The sequence below is a fragment of the Virgibacillus sp. LDC1 genome, from assembly GCF_025792345.1.
GTDB lineage: Bacteria > Bacillota > Bacilli > Paenibacillales > Paenibacillaceae > Paenibacillus_AQ > Paenibacillus_AQ lautus.
This window is the reverse complement of sequence record NZ_JAOXLZ010000001.1, coordinates 1,092,462-1,112,386: the sequence shown is the minus strand read 5'-3', so window position 1 is coordinate 1,112,386 and position 19,925 is coordinate 1,092,462. Positions and strand designations below refer to the sequence as shown.

Here is a 19,925-nt window from a genome sequence, read left to right as displayed (position 1 = left end):
TTGATGAAGCCTCTTAAGCGCGCACAGATGGCAGCTAAGGCTGGGTATAAGGATTACATGTAGCTTGGCAACAGATTATACAAGCGGTACAGGAGCACTGCCGTCTCTGCCCGGGTCAGCGTTTTTTCCGGATGAAAATATCCGTTTGCTCCCTGCAGCATTCGTGCATGCATCAAGATATCGACGGCTTCGCGCGCATAGGCTTGGATTGCCCCCGCATCCTTGAATTCTGGTAGCGCGGATCCAGATTCGGCATTGGAAGGCATATCGATGACTTGCATCGCGCGATGGATCATAACGGCAGCTTCCTCCCGTGTAATCGGGGATGAAGGCAAGAAGCGATTACTGCCATCGCCTTGAACGATGCCGAGCGCTCTCGCAATTCCTGCAGCACGACCATAATACACGTGCTCCGGTACGTCGGCAAAAGACGTTCCAGGACTACCGTCATCCACGTGTAACTCGAAGGTTTCGACTAGGAGTATTAGAAAATCCGCTCTGCGGATCGGCGTTTGCGGTTGATATTCTTTATCCGTTATCCCGTTAATGAGACCCTTGGCGGCAAGCACCTCGATGGCATGCCGTGCCCATGTCAGATGGTCGATATCCCGGAACGTCTCGTATGGTGTGTAATGGCGTAAGTTCCCGTCCGCTGCGCATGGAACCCGACTTGTTTCGAAGACTCGATATATCGGCCACTTGGAATGGAAGTGATTTGCCCCCGATCTCCGAGCAAACGCACGGAAAGCCGCTCCGTGTCTTGGATTTCGCTGGAATTCGGCTGATAAGGGATCCTAACCGTCATAGGAACCTCCGCATCTTGCCACTCCACGGGCTTGCCGCCCGAAGTAACAGACAGCGAGATGGCGGGTCTCTCTTCGAACCCGGCTTTTTGTTCCATGCTCCACTTGCTTCGATCCGGTTGGCTTAGAGTCAGGGTGATTGATTTCCCGGGTAGTTCCGGCGTGTTGGCAAGCAAACTTCCCGGAAGTAACAAGCTGCCCCATATGGTTCTCATCTCCAGCCATCCAGCATCGGACTGCTCCTTCACAAGCTCAACCGGAAGTATAAGTGCATATCCCTCGGCTCTGTCCACCCTTTTGACATCGATAATCAACTTCTTCTTACCGTCTGAGCCTGGCTTGATCCGCGCAAGTGCCTGATCTGCGTCTTTACGGGCGAGTTCGACAGTCGCCAACTTGTTGGCTGGATCCAGTGTGGGCAGCAGCAGCAGCGGACTATTCGATTCATGGTCGGGTTTAGATGTCGGACCACTTGGAACGCTGCCGTCGCTTGATCCCGTGCCTCCGCCAGTCCCTGATCCGGAACCGGGGCCGGGACCCGGATTTGGATCGGGTCCCCCGGGATTCGGATTTGGCCCTGATGCTATCACTTTTAGTCGTGACTGCAACCCGGACTTCAATGAACCCTCCAAAAGCAGATTGACGAAGTTGGTCGCGGCATCGATTGAAGTAACGTCTTTTTTATGTTCGGCTGATTGGACGCTGGTTAAAGCCGATGATTCCAGCAATTTCGAATAATCCACGGAGAGCAGGTGCAGATTGCCGTACAATCTTGCATCCTTGCTAGTGCCGATGCCCTGATTAAACTCCATGAAGCCCGAGCGGCCTTCCCCATCATTTTCATTCACGAGCAATGCAAAGCCGATCGGTTGGTCCATTCGGAAGCTGTATCCGTCGCCATGCAATGCTTCGAATGGAATCGTAAGATCATAACGCGTTATTTTCAAGGTTTCATCGCGTGTAACGTTGGCATGCACGGACTGCAACGATCCAGGTGCAATCCCATCCGGCGCTCTCCATCTCCACTTGGTTATGGCACCCGCTTGATTCAACGCAAATCCAAGCTCATTGACATGCTTGCTAGCCGCACCGTCCTGTTTGGCCAAGTCGATGCCGAGCTGTAAGCTGTCCCCCTGCCAAATATCGCCCTGCGTTAAGGTTTGATGGTGAACATCGTCTTGAACATCAACCCTTACATACAGGTTTTCCTCATCCCAGCTGACTTCCGAGAGAATGCCGAGATCATCTGTACCTCCCCAGCTTCCGCCAACGCTGTTGTAATGTTCAGGGCCGGACACTTCAATAGAAGGAACAGAGCCGGCCGCATCATGCCTGGTTGCGAAGGATTGCGAAAGCTTGACCGAACTTTCATAATGGTACCCATTCTCGAGCGTTACTCGGAACGCGAGCAAGTCACTCGATAGATAGGGCAGCGGAATGTCCAGACTCTCACCGATCCCCAGCCCCTCGAAACGAATCGGAGTAAAGTTCTGATGATACACACTCGGCTGAATCAACTCGATCTGCCCTTTAAGCGAAGTGGTGCCCGCCACATTCGTTAAGGACAGTTTGGTTCCGGTATTACCGGGATCAGCAGGATTAAATCCTTCCTGGATCAGCTTGAGCGCTACCGGAAACAGGTTCGTTCCCGTTACCTTTCCAGGAGGCGCTTCATTCCGGATCTGAAAGCCTCCCTTGAACAAGTTGTTGGAAATGGCCAGCTTCTCAATACCCGGACCTGCGTATACATGATCGGTACGCGGCTGCTGAAAGTATGAATTATACAGCCGGATGTCACCACCGATAGCATGGATGCCGATTTCGCCGACATTCGTGAAGTTGGCTTGCTGAATGCGAACATCTCCACCGTAAATATCAAAAGAACGCGTTGTATCCCCCCACATGGATGTATTAAAAAACACCGCTTTGGAGGCAAAGCTGTCCGACACCTCCACGTATACCTTGTCTGTGGTGCTCATGGATACCAGCTCCGTGTTGATAAACGACAGGCCTGCCGAGCCAGCACCTTGCAGCACCGCTCCCTTCTTGCTGCCATCGGTGCCATGGCCGATCACGACGGCTTCCGGTCCATTGCCGTTCTGTTCTTCAAAATGAATTCCGAATTTCGAGCCATAAACAAACGTGTTGAATATGATCTGATTTGTAACGTCCCCAATCCGGAACGCATTCAGGTTTTCCTTCTGATAGTTCCAGATCATGTTGAACTCGGCGTCGTTCGACGGGTGGTTGGGATAATTGCTGCGTCCATAATAATGCGGGTTGAACTGGACGTTCCGCATATATCCGCCGTCAGACCCGCCGCCAAGGTATATGCCTTCCATAAGCGGCGAGCCTGCGACGTAATCGATATAATGGCCGCTTGTATCATGGCTCCCGAAGTCAACGGCCTTATACGGATTGACCAATGTCGTATCGATCAGATACACGCTTTCCCCCAATCCCTGCACGGTCCAAGCGTATGGTTTAACCGGATTCGCTTCCGTCCAGGTCTGCTGATCGTAATAGACGGACAATCCGCGAAGTCCCGCCGCAGCTTCCAATTGTATAAAGGCATCGGCTTCCGGAGCGTTCTCCCCGTAATTCGTAAAAATCACCGTGCCGTTTCCGATCGTATGATGCGGCACATCATAATTGCCACGCAGTTCCACGCCGGACGGCACGACCAACGGCTGCTCGACCCGGTAAATGCCGGCTGGCATATACACCGTGCCGCCCCCTGCCGCCCCTGCGTCACTTAAGGCGCGCTGAATGGCTTGCGATGAATCCGCATTCCCTGTAAGGTCCGCTGCATAGGGCTCTTTCACCACGTTATACAATTCGCGTGTTCCAGGTTTGGGCCGTGCAGCGATCTCCACAGACGGAACATCTGGAATAGTCTCTAATGCAAACCCTTCATCCTGATGGATGTTCAGCTCGGCCGCGGCACTATCATCGTTCACCGTAAGTTCCCCTTGATAACCTGAATTGATGGCATGGATCGTTTCCACATTCCCCTCAAGCAAAAGATGCCGATCCGGTTTAGCGAAGCTGGAACCGCCTAATATTAGCGAGCCGTTTTTAGCCGCGATGGCATAGTCGCCGCTGCCTTCTCCCCAATTCTCGAAGGTGCTGCTTTCAAAGGACAATGTCCCGCTTCCCTCATTCACGACCGCATTCGATGGAGTGCCTCCCACCGTAACGCTGTTAAACTGTGCGATGGAGCGGAAGCCTTCCGATGCGTAGATGGCAACAGGGGCATCTCCAACACTTGCTTCGAATCGACTGTCAGTCACGAGCAATCCATAATCATTGACTCCTTCTATTTTGAGCGCGACATGACAATCTTCGATATGGATCTTATACAGCTGGGCATTCGCTGTTTCGAGGCTTCCCGTTCTTGTTGTAATCCGCATTCCAATCTTATATCCAGAGATATGGATACTCGACATATACTCCCAGTCGGAACGGCCCATCACGATGCCCTCGGATTGCCGGGTCATGTATTCACGCAGTTGAGTGCGTTCGGGTGAACCTGGCAAACCTGAATCGGCCCATACGTCCGGGGACAGGTGAAGCTGTTCCAGTCTCCCGATGTCTGTCGTGAAATCTAGGAAAATACCGGTTTTCAGCGTGGTGCCGTATAGGTCCTTCACATAATGGAGTTCGTTCCATTCCGGCCCGATTTTGATGCCTTGATAGGCGTTGACGAGTGTCACATTCTTAACGGTGGCACTGTCGCCAGGAAGCTGCTCAATCGTCCATGGGTAAGCTACCGGTGCAGAAACGTCCTGCTCGGGATACCAAATGGACATATGCGTAACGCCGCTGGAGGGCTCAAGCTTCATGAAGCTGGTTCCGTTTTCTTGTCCTTTGCCGCTGTATACGGCAATAATCGTTCCTTTCACCAAACCTCCGTGCTCGTCCGGATTCCCCCAATCACCGCGCAAGGTAACCCCGGTAGGAATGACGAGCTCACCCGTCAGTTTGTACGTTCCTGAAGGAACGAAGACCACACCGCCCCCGCGATTGCCTGCCTGCGCCAAGGCATCCCGGAACGCTTGGGTATCATCGGCGGTTCCGTCTCCCTTTGCTCCATAATCCGTTACGCTCCGGTCCGCAATCACGATATCTGACGTTTGGTATTCAGTATCGTAGACCTTGGTTTCGGACTCACCGCCGCCAAGCCGCGGCTGTTTATGAACGGTCACCTGAGCGATATAAAGTTCCGGATTCGGCTCCGGGGCTCCTGCGCCGCTTACCCCGATCCGAAAATCTCCTCCATGGGTCCGATTTCCGAAGTTGGCGTCGCTCAGCTTGAAGGTATACGTGTTCCAGGTTTCGGTGTTCCCGTACCGGAACAGCGCCGCATCCTTGAAGCTGGATTCCTTCGAATCATACTGAAGCACCATGGCACCGCTTCCGCGATCGAAATAATCAACCGATACGAATACATCCTGATCGGTATTTTCGAACAGAAAGTCATCTGCAACATCGAAATAGAAATATAATATGTTGTCGCCCGGGTTGTTCGGGTTAACACTTTGATTGGTTTGCCAATACCCTTTGCCGTCCAGCGTTCCAACCTGCAGCCCTTCCGGCGGGCCATCGCCAGGACGCCCGGAAATACCTTCCTCCAAGGGCGTCTCACCCAGGGTTATCTTTACGGATTCCTCCGAATCCATAGGGGGCATCCCATCTGGCATAACGTCTCCACTTCTGCCGGCTTCTTGCAGCTCTGCGGCTGCAAATGCCGGTACAGGTGTAACGAAGACACCCGAACATAACATAACGATAACCACCATTCGCGCGATGGCGCTCCTTACCTCTAACCATAATCGACTGTTCACGATTATACCTCCCATGCTTGATCATGATATCAAGCTGCTCGAAAACAAGCCTGTTCGATGCGGGATCATGATTGTATTCGCTCTCGATCGGCAGCAAAGGCGAAGCAGTTCCCATGCAGGTCTGCTTCCACAATGGATGGACGACAGGATTCTAAGTTTTCCAATATAAATGGTCCGGGTCTTGGTTATTCCTCATTGCATGTCTTGCTGTCCAACCGCTTCCCTCCATGAATGCACCGGCTTCCAGTTCAGCCGCTCTCGCGCGCGCCGATTGGATACGAAAGCGGTCAATTCCTGAATAGAGGTCCCTGACAAAGGTACCTGTGGATAATATTGCCGTGCCAGTTCTTCCAAACCAATATCGCTGAGGATATCGCTGGACGTCACATCCAGGCGGCAGGCCTCCAGCGCTTCATTAGGTCCTGTTTCTATCGCAAGACGGCATGCGGTGGCTGCATCTCTCGCATCGATGTAACTCCATAGAATGCGATGATGCCTGGAGGTATCGGAGAAAGCAGCAATCTCGCGGCTATACTCTTCCGGAGTCAGAACCAAAGAAAACCGCATGGCGAATACTTGCATGTCCACCTGCCTGGCAAATGTGTCGCCAATCAGCTCGTTGGTCTGTTTGGATAGTCCGTAGCTCTCCTGTGGCAGCAGCGGATGGCCTTCGTCAACGGGAAGATAGTGAGGCGCAAACGGATGCTTCGCCCAGCAAAAGCCGTAAGCCGACTCGCTGGACCCGAAAACGACACGCTGGATACCCAGCTTCGATGCGGCCTCCATAACGTTAAAGGTGGACATGACATTGTTAGCGAATATCCGCTCAGGCGAATAACTGACAGGATTCGGTATGGCCGCCAGATGAATCACGGCATCCGCCTCGGCTAATAATCCATATACCTCTCCGAGTTGATTCAAGTCCCCTTGAACATAACGGGCATACCGGTTCCTTCCGCTGGACGGGCGGGTATCCGTGCCAATGACCGTGTAACCCGCCCGGTTCAGCTCTTCCACCACGTAATGTCCGAGTTTGCCTTCCGAGCCTGTGACGATGATTTTGTTCATGATGATGCCTCCTTGTCATTAGCCTTACGGCCGAAGTAGCGTTCCGTCCGGCTTGCGGTCCAGCTTGTATGGGTGGTGATAGGATGTGAGGCGTTTTGGATCACGCAGTAACGCTGTCGCTTTGGCCTCATCGATATCGATCCCGAGCCCCGGCTTGTCGTTAACCTGCAGATGCCCGCTTTTCAGCACCGCATGTCCGGGAAAGACTTCCTGTTCCTCTGCAAGGAAATGATTGCTTTCCTGCACGCCGAAACTCATGATGGCCATGTCCAAATGGGCTGCGGCCGCTTGATTCACGGGATCATTCTCCCCGCCTTCCTGCCATGCGGTCCGCACGCCGAACGCTTCGCAGACGGCGGCGATTTTGCGGCAGGGGGTAATCCCCCCGACCTTGGAGACACGCATTCTTACGAAGTCAATCAAGCGTTCTTTGACCAAGGGCAGCCATTCCAGAGGATGTACGAACAGCTCGCCAACGGCTTGCGGGGTTGTGCTGGTCAACTTCACGCTGCGATACCAGTCCGTGTGCTCCGACGGAAGCAGATCCTCCAAGAAGAACAAGCGATATGGATCAAGCTGCTTGGATAGGGCAACCGCACCTGAAGGCGTTAAATGCTCATGCACGTCATGCGTAAATGACAGATTCATACCAAACCGCACACGCAGTTTCTCAAACATGGCCGGAATGGCCGTGATATAACGGGCTTCATCAAACCGGTTGGCAGCAGGGAATCTGGACGACTGCTGTCGTCCGGATACAAAACCGCCGCCGCCGTATCCACCAAGCTGGCAGCGGATCACGTTATATCCTTGCTCTTGATAAGCCAGCACCTCTTCCTCAAGCTCCTCATAGGAGGAACCATTGGCATGCGCGTAGCAAGGAACCGCCGTCCGGACAGCGCCGCCGAGCAGCTGATATACCGGCAGCCCCGCCTCCTTGCCCTTGATATCCCACAGCGCCATATCAATCCCGCCCATCGCCGTATGAAGCGTAGAACCGTTGCGCCAATACCCGCTGGTATACATGGTTTGCCAGATGTCCTCGATCTGGCTCGCGTCCCGGCCGATCAGAAGCGGCTTCAGCAATTCTTCGATAACGCTGACAATCGCCCCGGGCTGGTATATATCGCTGGCAGATCCGATCCCGTACAGGCCGTCCTGGTCAGTCAGCACTTTGACGATGACCCAGCTTCCGTCATGCCGGGTGCGAATACATTGAATGTCTGAAATGATAGCCATGCCCTTCCCTCCGTCATTAAAAGATTCCATCGGATCTGCATGCAGCCGATTGAATGCCGATGGTCTGGATTTTCGCCGGGCCTACCTTCAGCATGTAACCGGCTTCATCCCGACTAATCGGTCCTCCCTGATCTTCCATAATCGTGCTTTCATATACCTGATCGACATTGAATGATGGAGTTATCTTCATCCAAGTTGCTTCCGAGGACACATTGAAGGCTCGGAACAATATATCATCGCTCTCTTCACCCCGTTTTAACGCACTAAACGCGAGACCTTCCCCTTCCCATCGCAAAAACGCGTGTGACGATGGCAATGGACCTTCATGCACTCCTGTCTGCTGCACCGTCCATGGAACCGAGAATTGATATGCCTGCACATAGGCACCGGAGTTGACCACGTCCAGACCATGCGGAATCAGCTCCATCTCAGCGATGTGCTGCCCCAGGCACTGGGCTTCCGGGGTCGCGAATACTCCCCAATCCCCAAGCTCACGCACTCCACGCAGCAGCGTGATCGCGAGCACGTTCTGATCCGCAAGCACTTCATACTCGTTTAGACCCTTGTTTGCAATCGTCAATCCCTCATGGCCACTGCTTATGCTGACAAACGAGTTCTGATGCTGGGTATTGCTCGGATTGCTCCATTCCGCCTCCGGTTGAATTCGACGTTTTGCCAGCTCATAGATGGAGTCAACCGTCGCATGTTCCGCCTCAAGCCCAGTTCGAAACAGCATACGGATGCGATGATCCCGCACCGTATTGTCAATGTAACTCTTGATGCCGACCGAACGGCTATCCTTCTCAAGGGTCAGCTCTGTTACAAGCCGGACCTCCGCCATTTCGCTCACCCGCCGGGATTGACGGAACCGGAACGGTACCATGGACCGAATCTCTTCATCCAGCAGGTCATCCGCACGGGTCGGAAGCTTCCAGGTGTGTTCGATCCGGTATACCACCCTCAGCCCTGTATGTTGCATAAGCTTAATGTTCGCTGGGAGCCCTTGAGTGGTCAGTGGAACTTCGTCATCCGGCTGCCTGTACATATATTCATTTCCAATGTCGCCGGTATCCTCATAGATGCCAAGTCCCTCATACATGCGGTCATTGATTTTGTCCGATAACGAAAAAGATCCGTCTTTGGCAATCACAATACGGAGAAACTGGTTTTCCATGACCTGATCGCCTGCGACCAATTGAGAGGATACGGGCGCTCTACACGCCTTCTCACCTTTGACATCCTTGCGGACCAGGGCAAACGTGCGGTATCCGATCCCTGGAATATCTTGAACGTAAAGCTCCACTTCCACTTGATAAGCCCAGTAAGGCTGACGGAATCGGTCATCCGGCAGATCATAGCCAAACACCGGACCTATTGAAATAATCACGGCCTCCACCTGTTTCCCGTTCCCGTCTGTTACGATCCACTCCTTCGGATCAAATGTTTCAAATTGCTGTTTGAACTCCTGATACTTCAAATGTGGCGGCTGGTGGTCAAAATACCGCCGCTCCACATCCACTTTTGCCCTAACAACTCCTGATCGGCTGTGCCCCGAGGTGTTTAATACTACGAATGGGCGGGCCGCTCTCGGATCGAAACCGGAGGTATTTACCGATTCGGCTATCCAAGCCGCACTCTGCGCCGCAACCGATTCGGCAACCTGCTGGGATTTGGCAAACCTCGTCATCATCTCCCGGTGCACCTCGTCGATGCTGCAGCCGCAGATGCTGTCATGCGGATGATTCTGAAGCAGCGTCTTCCAGGCATATAACAGCTCATGCCGCGGATACGCCGCACCGGCCAGCGATGACATGACGCCCAGCGGTTCGGCCACTTTCTCCAGCAGCGTTTGCGTTTTCGCATTTTGCTGCTTGATATATACACGGGCGGACGCCGTATTCACGAGCGTAATCCAACCGTCGGTCCATTGGCTTCGAAGCTCGCCGCGGATGACGTCCAGCGATTCCGGGCTCGCACTCCGCAAGGCGGCGATATACTCCGGAAAGCTGGAGTGACGGAACGTCACGCCAGGCACGAGGTTGGCGGCCGTTTGCAACGCCAGCGTCAGATCCTTCTGGAGCGGCTGATGGTCGCAACCGTTCATGAACAGCAGCTCCGGGCTTGAAGCGAATTCCTCGGCTTCGGCAAGCTTCTGAGTCCAGTACGCTTTTGCCTCATCAGGCTCCGCCGGAATCTCCATCCCGTTGTTGTACCAATTGGCGAACAGAATCGCCAGCACCCTGGAACCGTCCGGAGACTCCCAATGCATCTCCGAGTATTTGGAGGTATGCTCGCTGCCGGACTGGATTTCATTATTGAATCCCACGGGCTTCACGCCGCGTCCATAGACGGCTACTTCTATGCCCGCCTGACGAATCAGCTGCGGCGCCTGCCCCATGTTGCCGAAGGAATCCGGAAAATAACCGATCCTCGGGTAACCGCCCATTTTCCTTGAAGCGATGATGCCGATCATCAGGTTGCGGGCGTTGGCTTCGCTGCTGACCAGGAATTCATCCTGGAGGATGTACCAAGGGCCCACGATCAGCTTGCCCTGTTCAACTAAGGATCGGACCTGATCCGCCCTGTGCGGCATGATCTCCAAATAATCCTCCAGCACGATATATTGGCCATCCAGGTGAAAGCTTGTAAATTCCGGGTCCTTTTCAAACGTCTCGATTAAATCTTCCATCAGCCGAACCAGCTTCAGCCGGTGCTTCTCATATGGCAGATACCACTCTCTATCCCAATGCGAATGCGCGATAACGTGCGCTGTTTTTGTAGTCATCCAGTTCATCCCAATCTTGTAAGGTTTAGTTCCGGTTAATTCATTTGTCGATGATTACGAATCCAAGCATTATTACATTTTGACCGAGCCGACCGTCATCCCCTTGACGTACATCTTCTGCATGAACGGGAACGCGACCAGAATCGGAATGACCGTAATCAAAGCGCCCGCCATCAATTCATTCCATTTCTTGAATGAGGAAGAATCCAGGTACATCAGGCCCATAGGCAAGGTGAACATATCCCGGCTGTCCACGATGATCATCGGCCACAGGATATTGTTCCAGCTGCCGATGAAGTTCAGGATGGCAATCGTCCCGATTGCAGGCAAAGCAAGCGGCAGGTAGATCCTGTAGTAGATTTTGAAGTTGTCGCAGCCGTCCAGCACGGCACTCTCGTAGAGCTCATGCGAAATCGTGCGGAAATAGCTGGTGAACAGGAAAATGGCAAACGGCGCAGCGCCGTTGATCATGGGCAGGATCATGCCGACGTACGTATTTTGCAGCCCCAGATTTGTCATGTTGATATAAAGCGGGATCAGTGTAGTTACCCCCGGAACAAGCAGCAGCGCAATGAACATGTAGTAGATGAATTTTTTGCCTCTAAATATAAACTTCGCAAACGAAAATGCCATCATGGTGTAGATCAGGATGACGCCGACAATGACGACCGCACTCACGATCACGCTGTTGACAAAAAACTGATAGAAGTTCAGTTTGTTCCAGACCTCTCCGAACGTGGACCAGGCCGGAGCGGCTTGCGGAAACGGACTTTGCGGATTGGCCAGCGCATCTTGCGACGTTTTCAGCGAGGTGCCGATCATCCAGACGAAAGGATACAGGCAGGTCAATCCGTACAGGATTAGAACGACGTGTTTAATAAGTTTGACCATGTGATCCTCCTTTAGATGTCCGCCTGGAATGAACGGATGCTGAAGATGGCGATAACGCCGGTAATCAGAAAAGATACCCATCCAATCGCGCTGGCCAGACCGTAGTCATTGTTCAGGAAAGCTGTTCGATACACCAGGGTGCCGATAACCTCCGAGCTTCCGGCCGGTCCCCCGCCCGTCATGATGAATACATTCTCGAAGGCCTGGAAGGCACCGTTCACCATCTGGATGACCGCAATGAGCGTAATCGGCTTCAGCAGCGGCCACGTGATTCTCATGATCATCGTAGATTTTTTGGCGCCGTCTACGCTTGCCGCTTCGTAAAGGGTGGGATCGATGGACGTCAGACCCGCGTAATACAGAATCAGCGTTCCAGGCAATCCGCCCCATATGGATGTCAGAATAATGCCGAGCAAGGAGGTCGATGAACTACCGAGCATCCCCCCGGGCACCGCCAGAAAATCCAGCCCCAGCCAGAGGAACAGCGAGTTGAACGCTCCGCTTGGTTCAAACAGTCCTTTCCATACATAGAAAATCGCTACACCGGATGCAATCATCGGCAGGAAGTAAATCGTCCGGTACCAGGATGCCGCCTTCGTGTTTTGCAGCACAAAGGCCAGGACAAGCGCGATCGGTACGACGACTATGACCTGGGAAACGGCAATCACCAAGTTATGGAGCACCGCGTTATAGAAATTCCGGGTTACGATCGGATCATCGCCAAGCAGGAATTGACGGAAATTCGCGAGACCTTCAAACCGCGCCGTTGAAAAATCAATTCCTGACCAGTTATAAAAACTGAGCATGATCGAGAATCCGACCGAGTAAATGCCGATGGCAAGAAACAGAAGTACTCCGGGCAGCAAAAAAAGATAAGGCACCCACTTATTTCGACTCTTTATCATGATCCATCACCTTTGGCTTCTCAATTTAGCGATCGACTGAACCCGTGGTGGGTCCGGTCGATCGCTCCGGTATGCGGCTTAGTTGCCGCTGGCTTTCAGACTTTCCATCGTGTCGTCGAATGTTTTGGCCACTTCTTCGGCCGTCATTTTCTTCTCGATCATGGATTGCATCGATTGGGCGTATACTTCCCACTCTTTATGCTTGCCGCGATACGTATTGATCGCCGGGGACGCTTGGCTGTACGGCCCAGGCTCCGCTGCGAACGCATCCGATATCGACTTCAGGTTCGGGTCCAGATCCTGCGCGCGGTCACCCAGATTCAGTGCCGGTACGGTATACGCTGCATTAGCAAACGCAACGGCAGCATCCGGATCGGCGGTCAGGAATTTAATGAAGTCGAGCGCTTGATCCTTGTTCTTGGAATTCTTGTTCACGGACAGCATCGTCAAAGTAAAAGGATCCGTCGTCCAGCTCGTAATTTTCGATCCTTCCAGCGGCGGCACCGGGAAAGTAATGATATCCTCCGGATTCATCCCCATGGCCAGCAGCGTCGACATCGTGAAGGAACCCCCCAGGTCAAAGGCAGCTTTGCCTGCGGCAAATGCCTGATCGGCACCATCGATATCCGTCGAAAGAATGCCCGGCATTAACAGATCTTTATTGGCTAACGTTTCAACCGCTTTCACCACCGGTAAATTAGCCGAATCGCTCATTTTGGACTTGCGTTCGAGCAGATCGATATAACCTTGCGGTTCATTCAGCATGATGGACAAAGCCGATCCGGCCCAGTTCTCCCACAAATCAGGAAGCTTGGCTCCGAATACCAATCCGGGCGTTCCCGTCTTCTCTTTGATCGTCTCCATCATCGTGACGAATTCCTCCCAGGTCTTTGGCGCTTCCGCCGTCAGACCCGCTTCTTCAATCAGCTTCTTGTTACCATAGAAGGTAAAGAATCCGCCGATATCCAAGGGCAGTCCGTAGAACTGGCCAGCCTTCAGCGACTTTTGAATCGTTGTGGCGTTCTTGTCTTCCTGCCAGGAATCAACCTGACTCTGCGTGACGATGATCGGATCCATAGCTGCACTGTAGTAGGTGCTCAAGATATCGTCGCCTACCTCTCCCGAGAGCTCCATTACAGAGTTCTCGATGGAATCGCCGGCAGTTGCCCACCAATTCACGATATCCGGCAGATTCTTGGAGTTAGCGGCAGCCTGAAATTTCTGGCGGTACGTATCGTCCGGCGTGAACGTCTCCAATTTTACTTTGACGCCTGTTTTCTCCTCGTACAGTTTCGCGGCAGCCTCGATTCCCGGCGTATAAGCCACCTTCCAGGTCCACATCGTCAGTTCTTTATTAGTGCCCGAATCAGTTCCGCTTGATTGGCCTCCACCGCAAGCGCTTACAAATAGAGAAAAAACAGTCAACAGCGTAATCATCATTCCTGCTCTGGCTTTCATTGTGCAACCACCCTTATCTTCGATTTTTGAATGTCCTTCAGTTACGAACTCATTATGACTAGCCATATCCGGATAAAAGCTGCTACACCTCCTTTTGATCTCAAGGAACATTCATGCGACCTGTCATTCATATGAGATGAATACGTCGTATTGGAAACGTTTTATCCAATAACTTTAATAACAATATAAACAACATATTTTTTGATTTAAATGTTTATTTTTTAATACAACCTAGGAGCTGGATCCATCTGACATTTTCTTTAACAATAAGACATCTCAGGTTTAACAGGCATGAACAAAGATTGACTCTCATTTTTATCCTCATGATAACTTGATATAAATAAACAACACTTGTATATGTTGTATTTTTATAATATATTTAAATCGGATCTATTAGCGATTGGAGATAAATGCCATGGTAAAAAAATTCACGCCCATGTACAAGAAAATCGAAACGTTTATCATTGAACAGATTCAAAACGAATATTGGAAACCTCGCAGCCGCATTCCTTCCGAGAATGAACTCGCAGAACAATTCGGCGTCAGTCGAATTACGGTGAAGAATGCACTGACGACACTGGTGGATAAAGGAGTAGTCTACAGACTGCAGGGCAAGGGCACCTTTGTGTCCGACCACCACCCGGAGGATATATCAAGTATCTCTTCAGACGAAAAAGCGACTCACACAGTGCCGACAATCGGTTTTCTCCTGCCCCGTCTGGACAACCGGTTCACCGCCAATCTGCTGAGCGGAATCGAAGATACCCTGTCCGCTAACGGATACCAGCTCTTATTCGCGAAAACCAATGACTCCCAGGAACATGAAATTCTGAGGATCCAGGAAATGAAGCAGGCCGGAGTAAAAGGTCTCATCATTTATCCCGTGGAAGGAGAGCACTACAACAACGAAATCCTGTCGCTTACGCTGAACCGCTTCCCCCTTGTCCTGCTTGACCGCGAGCTAAAGGGAGTGGACACCAATTCGATCAGCTCGGATAACTATGCGGCGGCCATACAAGCCGTCAACCATCTGCATGAGCTCGGTCATAGCCAAATTGGGTTTATCTCTACACTTGTTGAAGGAACTTCAAGCATCGAAGACCGGTTACACGGCTACGAAAAAGCCCTTGAGGACCGACACATTCTCATCGATCGCGGCATGCAGATGACAAAACTGACGATGACCAGCAGTGACGAGGAGGTTATCGCCATGATCCAGCAGTTTTTAAAGGCGAATCCGCAGATGACGGCTCTCTTGTCCTCTAACTTCAGCCCGCATGTCATTCAAGCTGCTTTACAACTCGGCATCTCCGTGCCGGAGGATCTATCGGTTGTATTCTTCGATGATGTGGAGTATCCAGACTACTGCATCATTCCCCCTACGGCCGTCGTCCAGCAGGAGCTCGAACTCGGTCGTGAAGCCGGCAGGCTGATTATAAAGCAAATAGAGAATCAAAGCAGCGAATACCAGCAGATCAAGCTGCCCACGGTTCTGGTTCCCCGCCAATCAACGGCAAAAGCGAGGGAAACGAACCGAACGCCATAGCATGTCGACTATCCATCATCAATGCGTGTTCACTCTCGATTCTGTGGACCTACTGAGCCTAACAACCCAAGCACTGTCCTTCCATCGTGAATAATATGAATGCGTAGCCGATGATCCATCATGAACCTTCAGGAGGCAAGAGGCCTATGCATGCCATAATCGGGATTCTCTCCATCATGCTGATGATACGCATTATCCGGCGCAAATCCCGGAAAAATAATCGATAGCATACGATAGGTGGAAACACGATTTGGAGGCTGCTTATCGACGTTTGATATATAATTACAAAAAACCGCCGGCCTGCCGCCAGCGGTTTTTGTGTTTTATTCGAATCTATCTTTCTTAGTCTGGTGCAACTCTTTTTGCCCCTTGTCACTTATTAAGTGATAGGAAAAAACGTTGCTCTAGACCCACCCCTGCTCTGCTTGGTAATATAGTCAGGTACTATTTTTTGGGGCGTGCGGAAGGAGTCGGCTAGATTTGGAACAACAACGTTATCAGGATTTAAAATTGGGTGAAAAAGGTGCCATCATCAGTATCATTGCTTATATCTGTCTATCTGCAATCAAATTATGGATAGGTTACACTGCCAATTCCGAGGCCCTGCGGGCAGACGGATTAAATAATGCCACAGACATCGTGGCATCCATTGCTGTACTGATCGGACTGCGATTATCGCAAAAACCTGCGGACCGGGATCATCCATACGGTCACTGGAAAGCGGAAACGGTATCCTCCTTGATTGCTTCCTTCATCATGATGGCCGTCGGGATCCAGGTCCTGTTCGGGGCCGTAACTTCCATGTTTGAAGGAAACCATGCATCGCCTGATCTTATATCCGCGTGGACCGGCATGGGCTGCGCCATTGTGATGTACTTGGTCTACCGCTACAATAAGCGCCTAGCCACCAAAGTAAACAGTCAGGCCGTTATGGCGGCTGCCAAGGACAACCTGTCGGATGCCTGGGTCAGCATCGGTACGGTCGTCGGTATCATCGGCGCCCAATTTCATCTGCCATGGCTCGATCCGCTTACCGCCGTATTGGTAGGCTTCCTGATATGTAAAACCGCTTGGGATATATTCCGGGATGCCTCTCATCATTTAACCGATGGCTTCGATGAGAACATTGTCAAAGACTATAAAGAAACCGTAAAACAAGTGGTTGGCGTTAAGGGAGTCAAAGACATCCGGGCAAGGAATTATGGCAGCAACACGGTTGTCGACATCGTCATCCTGGTCAGGTCGAATCTGGATATCCGGGTCGCCCATGATATTTCTGACCAGGTGGAGCATGAACTAAAAGAAACACACGGCGTTTATGACGTACATGTTCATATTGAACCGAGTTAAGCCTCCAACATTACCAAGTGACATAAGCAATGAAAAAGGTCCGGCCACATTCCTGTTGGCCGGACCTTTCACTTTATTCAATTTACTTATTGCTCCGCTATATGTTCTAGGATTGATTTATTCTTCAATTGAAGCTTTTATCATAAATCCTTTAACGTTCTTGTATTCATGGCGTCCGACACGGTCGGATGCGTCCGGCAGATTCTACTTCCCCGAAATTAGCGTTCATATAGAATGAGTGAAATCTCTTTTCCATTCATCACACTGCACCTCACCGATAACGAAAAAGAGCCTCACACAAGTTGTATAAACTTATGTGAGGCCTCTCTCCTACTTCATGTTTCCTACGACTTTCACTCTCAGTCTTGTCGCATTTCCCGGATGATAAGCCAGCGGGGTTTCTTCCACTTCCACGAGTTCCACCGTAGCCGGATCAGCGCCAGCCAGCACCGCCTGCTTCACGGCTTTTTCTTGCGCATCTCTTAAGGAATCCTCACGGGGCTCTGTAGAATAAATATAAATTTGTTCATATTGTCCACTGATTTGAGCAATACACGCACCAATGGCGTTGGCTACGCCCCCGTTCTCAGGTTTAATCATATGGGATACCCCGCGAATCGTGTCCGGTATAACGACACTGCCGCCGCCTACCAAAACAAGCTCAACGTCTCCCGACGATGTCTTCATTTTATCAATGGCCTGCTCAAGGATGGTTCCAATTTCAGTTTGCACCTTTTTAGCGAAGTCTTCATCCAGATGCGCTACCAAGCTCTTATCCCCGACATCCGCGAGTCCCAGCCGAACGGCAATGTCTGTTGTAGTCAGCGTATGCCCGCCAAAGACCAGCGCTTCCTGTCCAATCTTGTATCCTACGCTGTCAGGGCCAACCGTAATTTTGCCGTTCTCCGAGCGCACGATGCTTCCGCCGCCCAGCCCAACGGAGATAATATCCGGCATGCGGAAATTCGTGCGGATATCGCCAACCTCGACCGCAACCGAAGATTCTCTTGGGAACCCGTCCTGCAAAACCCCGATGTCCGATGTCGTCCCTCCCACGTCGAGAACCATCGTATCTTTGATCTTCGCCAAATAAGAGGCGCCGCGTATGCTGTTCGTTGGCCCGCATGCAATGGTCAGGATCGGAAATTGTTTGGCGTAATCAATCGACATTAAGGTACCGTCATTCTGGCATAAAAACACCGCTGCGTCTGTGATGCCTTCATTTTTTAACGCCTGCACAAATCCTTGGGTTGTCGTTTCAATAACCTTGCACAATGCTGCATTGAGTATGGTCGCATTTTCCCTTTCTATTAAACCGACCGAACCGATCAGGGAAGAACAGGAAACAGGGAATCCCGGTCCATATACTTGATGGATGAGATCGCGAACCTGAAGCTCCTGATCATTTTTAATGGATGAAAACACACCAATGACGGCGATGGACTCGACACTGCTCCCCCATTCCTCTAAAAGAGCTCTAATTTCAGCTTCGTCGACTTCTCCAAGCACTTGGCCGTCATATTCATAACCGCCATGAACGAGAGCATATTTACCCGACAGTTTCTGAACCATATCCTCAGGCCAGGACGTGTAGGGAGCAACGGAAGCCGTTGCCGGGTAACCCAGACGAATGACGCCGACTTGGGCCAGCTTTTTGCGCTCAACAATGGCATTCGTGCACTGGGTTGTACCTAACATGGCATGCGTGATTTGGGTTTTATCTCTATTCGATTCCTTTAGCAAATTCCGGAGCGAGGTTTCAATACCCGTTTTAATATCTATAGTTGTTGGTGTTTTCACCGCATGAATCAGATGATAATGCTCATCCAAAATGATGGCGTCTGTGTTGGTGCCGCCTACATCGATCCCGATTCTATACATTCTGAGCCACCGCCTTTTTCACCATTTCCTCAATAGGAACATAATCGTAATCATATCCGAAGCATCTTGGTCCTGCCGTCTGGATTCCCTTTTCCGTTCTCCACTTTTCATGAGCGGGCAGTCCAATAACACGTACGCGTTTACCGTATTTCAGGCTCTCCGTGGTTACAGGCGACAAGGTTTCGTAATCAACCAGACAGATCAAATCGGGGGTCATCGCTACCACTTGACCGTTCTTTACAGCAATCAGGTTTTCATTTTGAAAATGAACCTTCATCTCTCCGCCTTTAAACGCCTCGATTCCTTCGAGATGCATTCGACCGAGGTTAAATCCTCCCTTGGTTTCCCGGATGACATCCACGATTTTGCCTTGGAAAAGCTCATAGCCGGACACCAGCTTCAGCAGTTCTTGAAGCTTATCGCCCGCGTCCCGATTCTTCGATGTAATGATTTCTCCAATCTGTTCGGAGAGAGTCACAATATGATGAACGCCGCTTTGCTTCATTTGAGCACCCGTTGCCGGGTACAGGCTTACTAAAGCACTGGCGCCCATTTCAACCGTGGCCGCTCTGGCGAGCCGTTCCGTCCATGTATTATCAATGGTTTCAAAGATGCCGATGTTCCCTTTTTCATCCGAAATCGCCATCGGTGTCGCCGGAATGCCGTCCAGGTTAAACGTCACCATTTGAAGCTCCGGGAACGCCCTCCCCATACCGTCACAGTCGATCAGAGGCAATCCCAGCTGCGCCGCAACGACGATCGGAATCATGGAATTGACGCCTCCCGCTTCCATCGGAAACGTGCCGGCGATTTGTTCTTTTCCCAAGTAATTCGCTAATTTTTGAAAAACCTTAACAAACTCGTCCCCTTTAGGGAATTTCTCCACTAATACGGAAGGCGCCCCCATCATCGCGGCTGGAATGAAAAAGTCCTCATCCTGAATCTCATCGACAGAGCATAGTTTTACAGGTCCAAACTTCTCAATGGCCGAGAGAGCCATCAATTTCCCGATGTAAGGATCTCCCCCTCCGCCGGTTCCTAGAAATGCTGCGCCGACGGCGATGTTTTCAACAGCTGCTTTATCTAAATATCTCATTCATGATTCCTCCAATATAACGGTTTTCTGATCCGATAAACGATAGTCTGTATAAT

12 protein-coding genes are annotated in these 19,925 nt (G+C 51.4%); 2 read left to right on the top strand and 10 right to left on the bottom strand.

Annotated features, from left to right (window positions below; translation table 11 throughout):
- Positions 1–53: 53 nt before the first annotated feature.
- The 8 genes from OHJ21_RS05260 to OHJ21_RS05225 form a co-directional block, all read right to left on the bottom strand.
- On the bottom strand, positions 54–569 hold the full coding sequence (locus tag OHJ21_RS05260; RefSeq protein ID WP_486019440.1) for an S-layer homology domain-containing protein: 516 nt from the start codon (positions 567–569) through the stop codon (positions 54–56).
- Between the two features lie 23 nt (positions 570–592).
- Positions 593–5,650 carry a glycosyl hydrolase family 28-related protein gene (locus tag OHJ21_RS05255; RefSeq protein ID WP_486019439.1) on the bottom strand — a complete coding sequence of 1,686 codons (5,058 nt, stop codon included), beginning with the start codon at positions 5,648–5,650 and terminating at the stop codon, positions 593–595.
- A 192-nt stretch (positions 5,651–5,842) separates the two neighbouring features.
- The gene (locus OHJ21_RS05250; RefSeq protein WP_486019438.1) at positions 5,843–6,718 is read right to left on the bottom strand and encodes an NAD-dependent epimerase/dehydratase family protein; all 876 of its coding nucleotides are present in this window, start codon (positions 6,716–6,718) and stop codon (positions 5,843–5,845) included.
- Between the two features lie 24 nt (positions 6,719–6,742).
- Complete coding sequence (locus OHJ21_RS05245; protein ID WP_486019437.1) at positions 6,743–7,957, bottom strand: enolase C-terminal domain-like protein; 1,215 nt, start codon at positions 7,955–7,957, stop codon at positions 6,743–6,745.
- Positions 7,958–7,973: 16 nt separating this feature from the next.
- Positions 7,974–10,742, bottom strand: coding sequence for an alpha-mannosidase (locus tag OHJ21_RS05240; protein ID WP_486019436.1), 2,769 nt, complete (start codon positions 10,740–10,742; stop codon positions 7,974–7,976).
- A gap of 72 nt (positions 10,743–10,814) precedes the next feature.
- The gene (locus tag OHJ21_RS05235) at positions 10,815–11,633 is read right to left on the bottom strand and encodes a carbohydrate ABC transporter permease (RefSeq protein ID WP_394056526.1); all 819 of its coding nucleotides are present in this window, start codon (positions 11,631–11,633) and stop codon (positions 10,815–10,817) included.
- 11 nt (positions 11,634–11,644) lie between these two features.
- On the bottom strand, positions 11,645–12,538 hold the full coding sequence (locus OHJ21_RS05230; protein ID WP_394056528.1) for a carbohydrate ABC transporter permease: 894 nt from the start codon (positions 12,536–12,538) through the stop codon (positions 11,645–11,647).
- 78 nt (positions 12,539–12,616) lie between these two features.
- On the bottom strand, positions 12,617–13,996 hold the full coding sequence (locus OHJ21_RS05225) for an ABC transporter substrate-binding protein (RefSeq protein WP_486019434.1): 1,380 nt from the start codon (positions 13,994–13,996) through the stop codon (positions 12,617–12,619).
- A gap of 415 nt (positions 13,997–14,411) precedes the next feature.
- On the opposite strand from OHJ21_RS05225, the gene OHJ21_RS05220 reads away from it, so the two are divergent.
- Both OHJ21_RS05220 and OHJ21_RS05215 read left to right on the top strand, forming a co-directional pair.
- Positions 14,412–15,542: a GntR family transcriptional regulator gene (locus OHJ21_RS05220; RefSeq protein WP_486019433.1), complete on the top strand. Its 1,131-nt coding sequence runs from the start codon at positions 14,412–14,414 to the stop codon at positions 15,540–15,542.
- 480 nt (positions 15,543–16,022) lie between these two features.
- Positions 16,023–16,892: a cation diffusion facilitator family transporter gene (locus tag OHJ21_RS05215; RefSeq protein ID WP_486019432.1), complete on the top strand. Its 870-nt coding sequence runs from the start codon at positions 16,023–16,025 to the stop codon at positions 16,890–16,892.
- Positions 16,893–17,222: 330 nt separating this feature from the next.
- On the opposite strand, the gene OHJ21_RS05210 is transcribed toward OHJ21_RS05215, so the two are convergent.
- Both OHJ21_RS05210 and OHJ21_RS05205 read right to left on the bottom strand, forming a co-directional pair.
- Positions 17,223–18,773, bottom strand: a complete 1,551-nt coding sequence (locus tag OHJ21_RS05210) for a hydantoinase/oxoprolinase family protein (RefSeq protein WP_326112674.1) — start codon at positions 18,771–18,773, stop codon at positions 17,223–17,225.
- Complete coding sequence (locus OHJ21_RS05205; protein WP_100536629.1) at positions 18,766–19,869, bottom strand: S-methyl thiohydantoin desulfurase family protein; 1,104 nt, start codon at positions 19,867–19,869, stop codon at positions 18,766–18,768. Before OHJ21_RS05205 ends, OHJ21_RS05210 begins: the two co-directional genes overlap by 8 nt.
- Between the last annotated feature and the right edge of the window lie 56 nt (positions 19,870–19,925).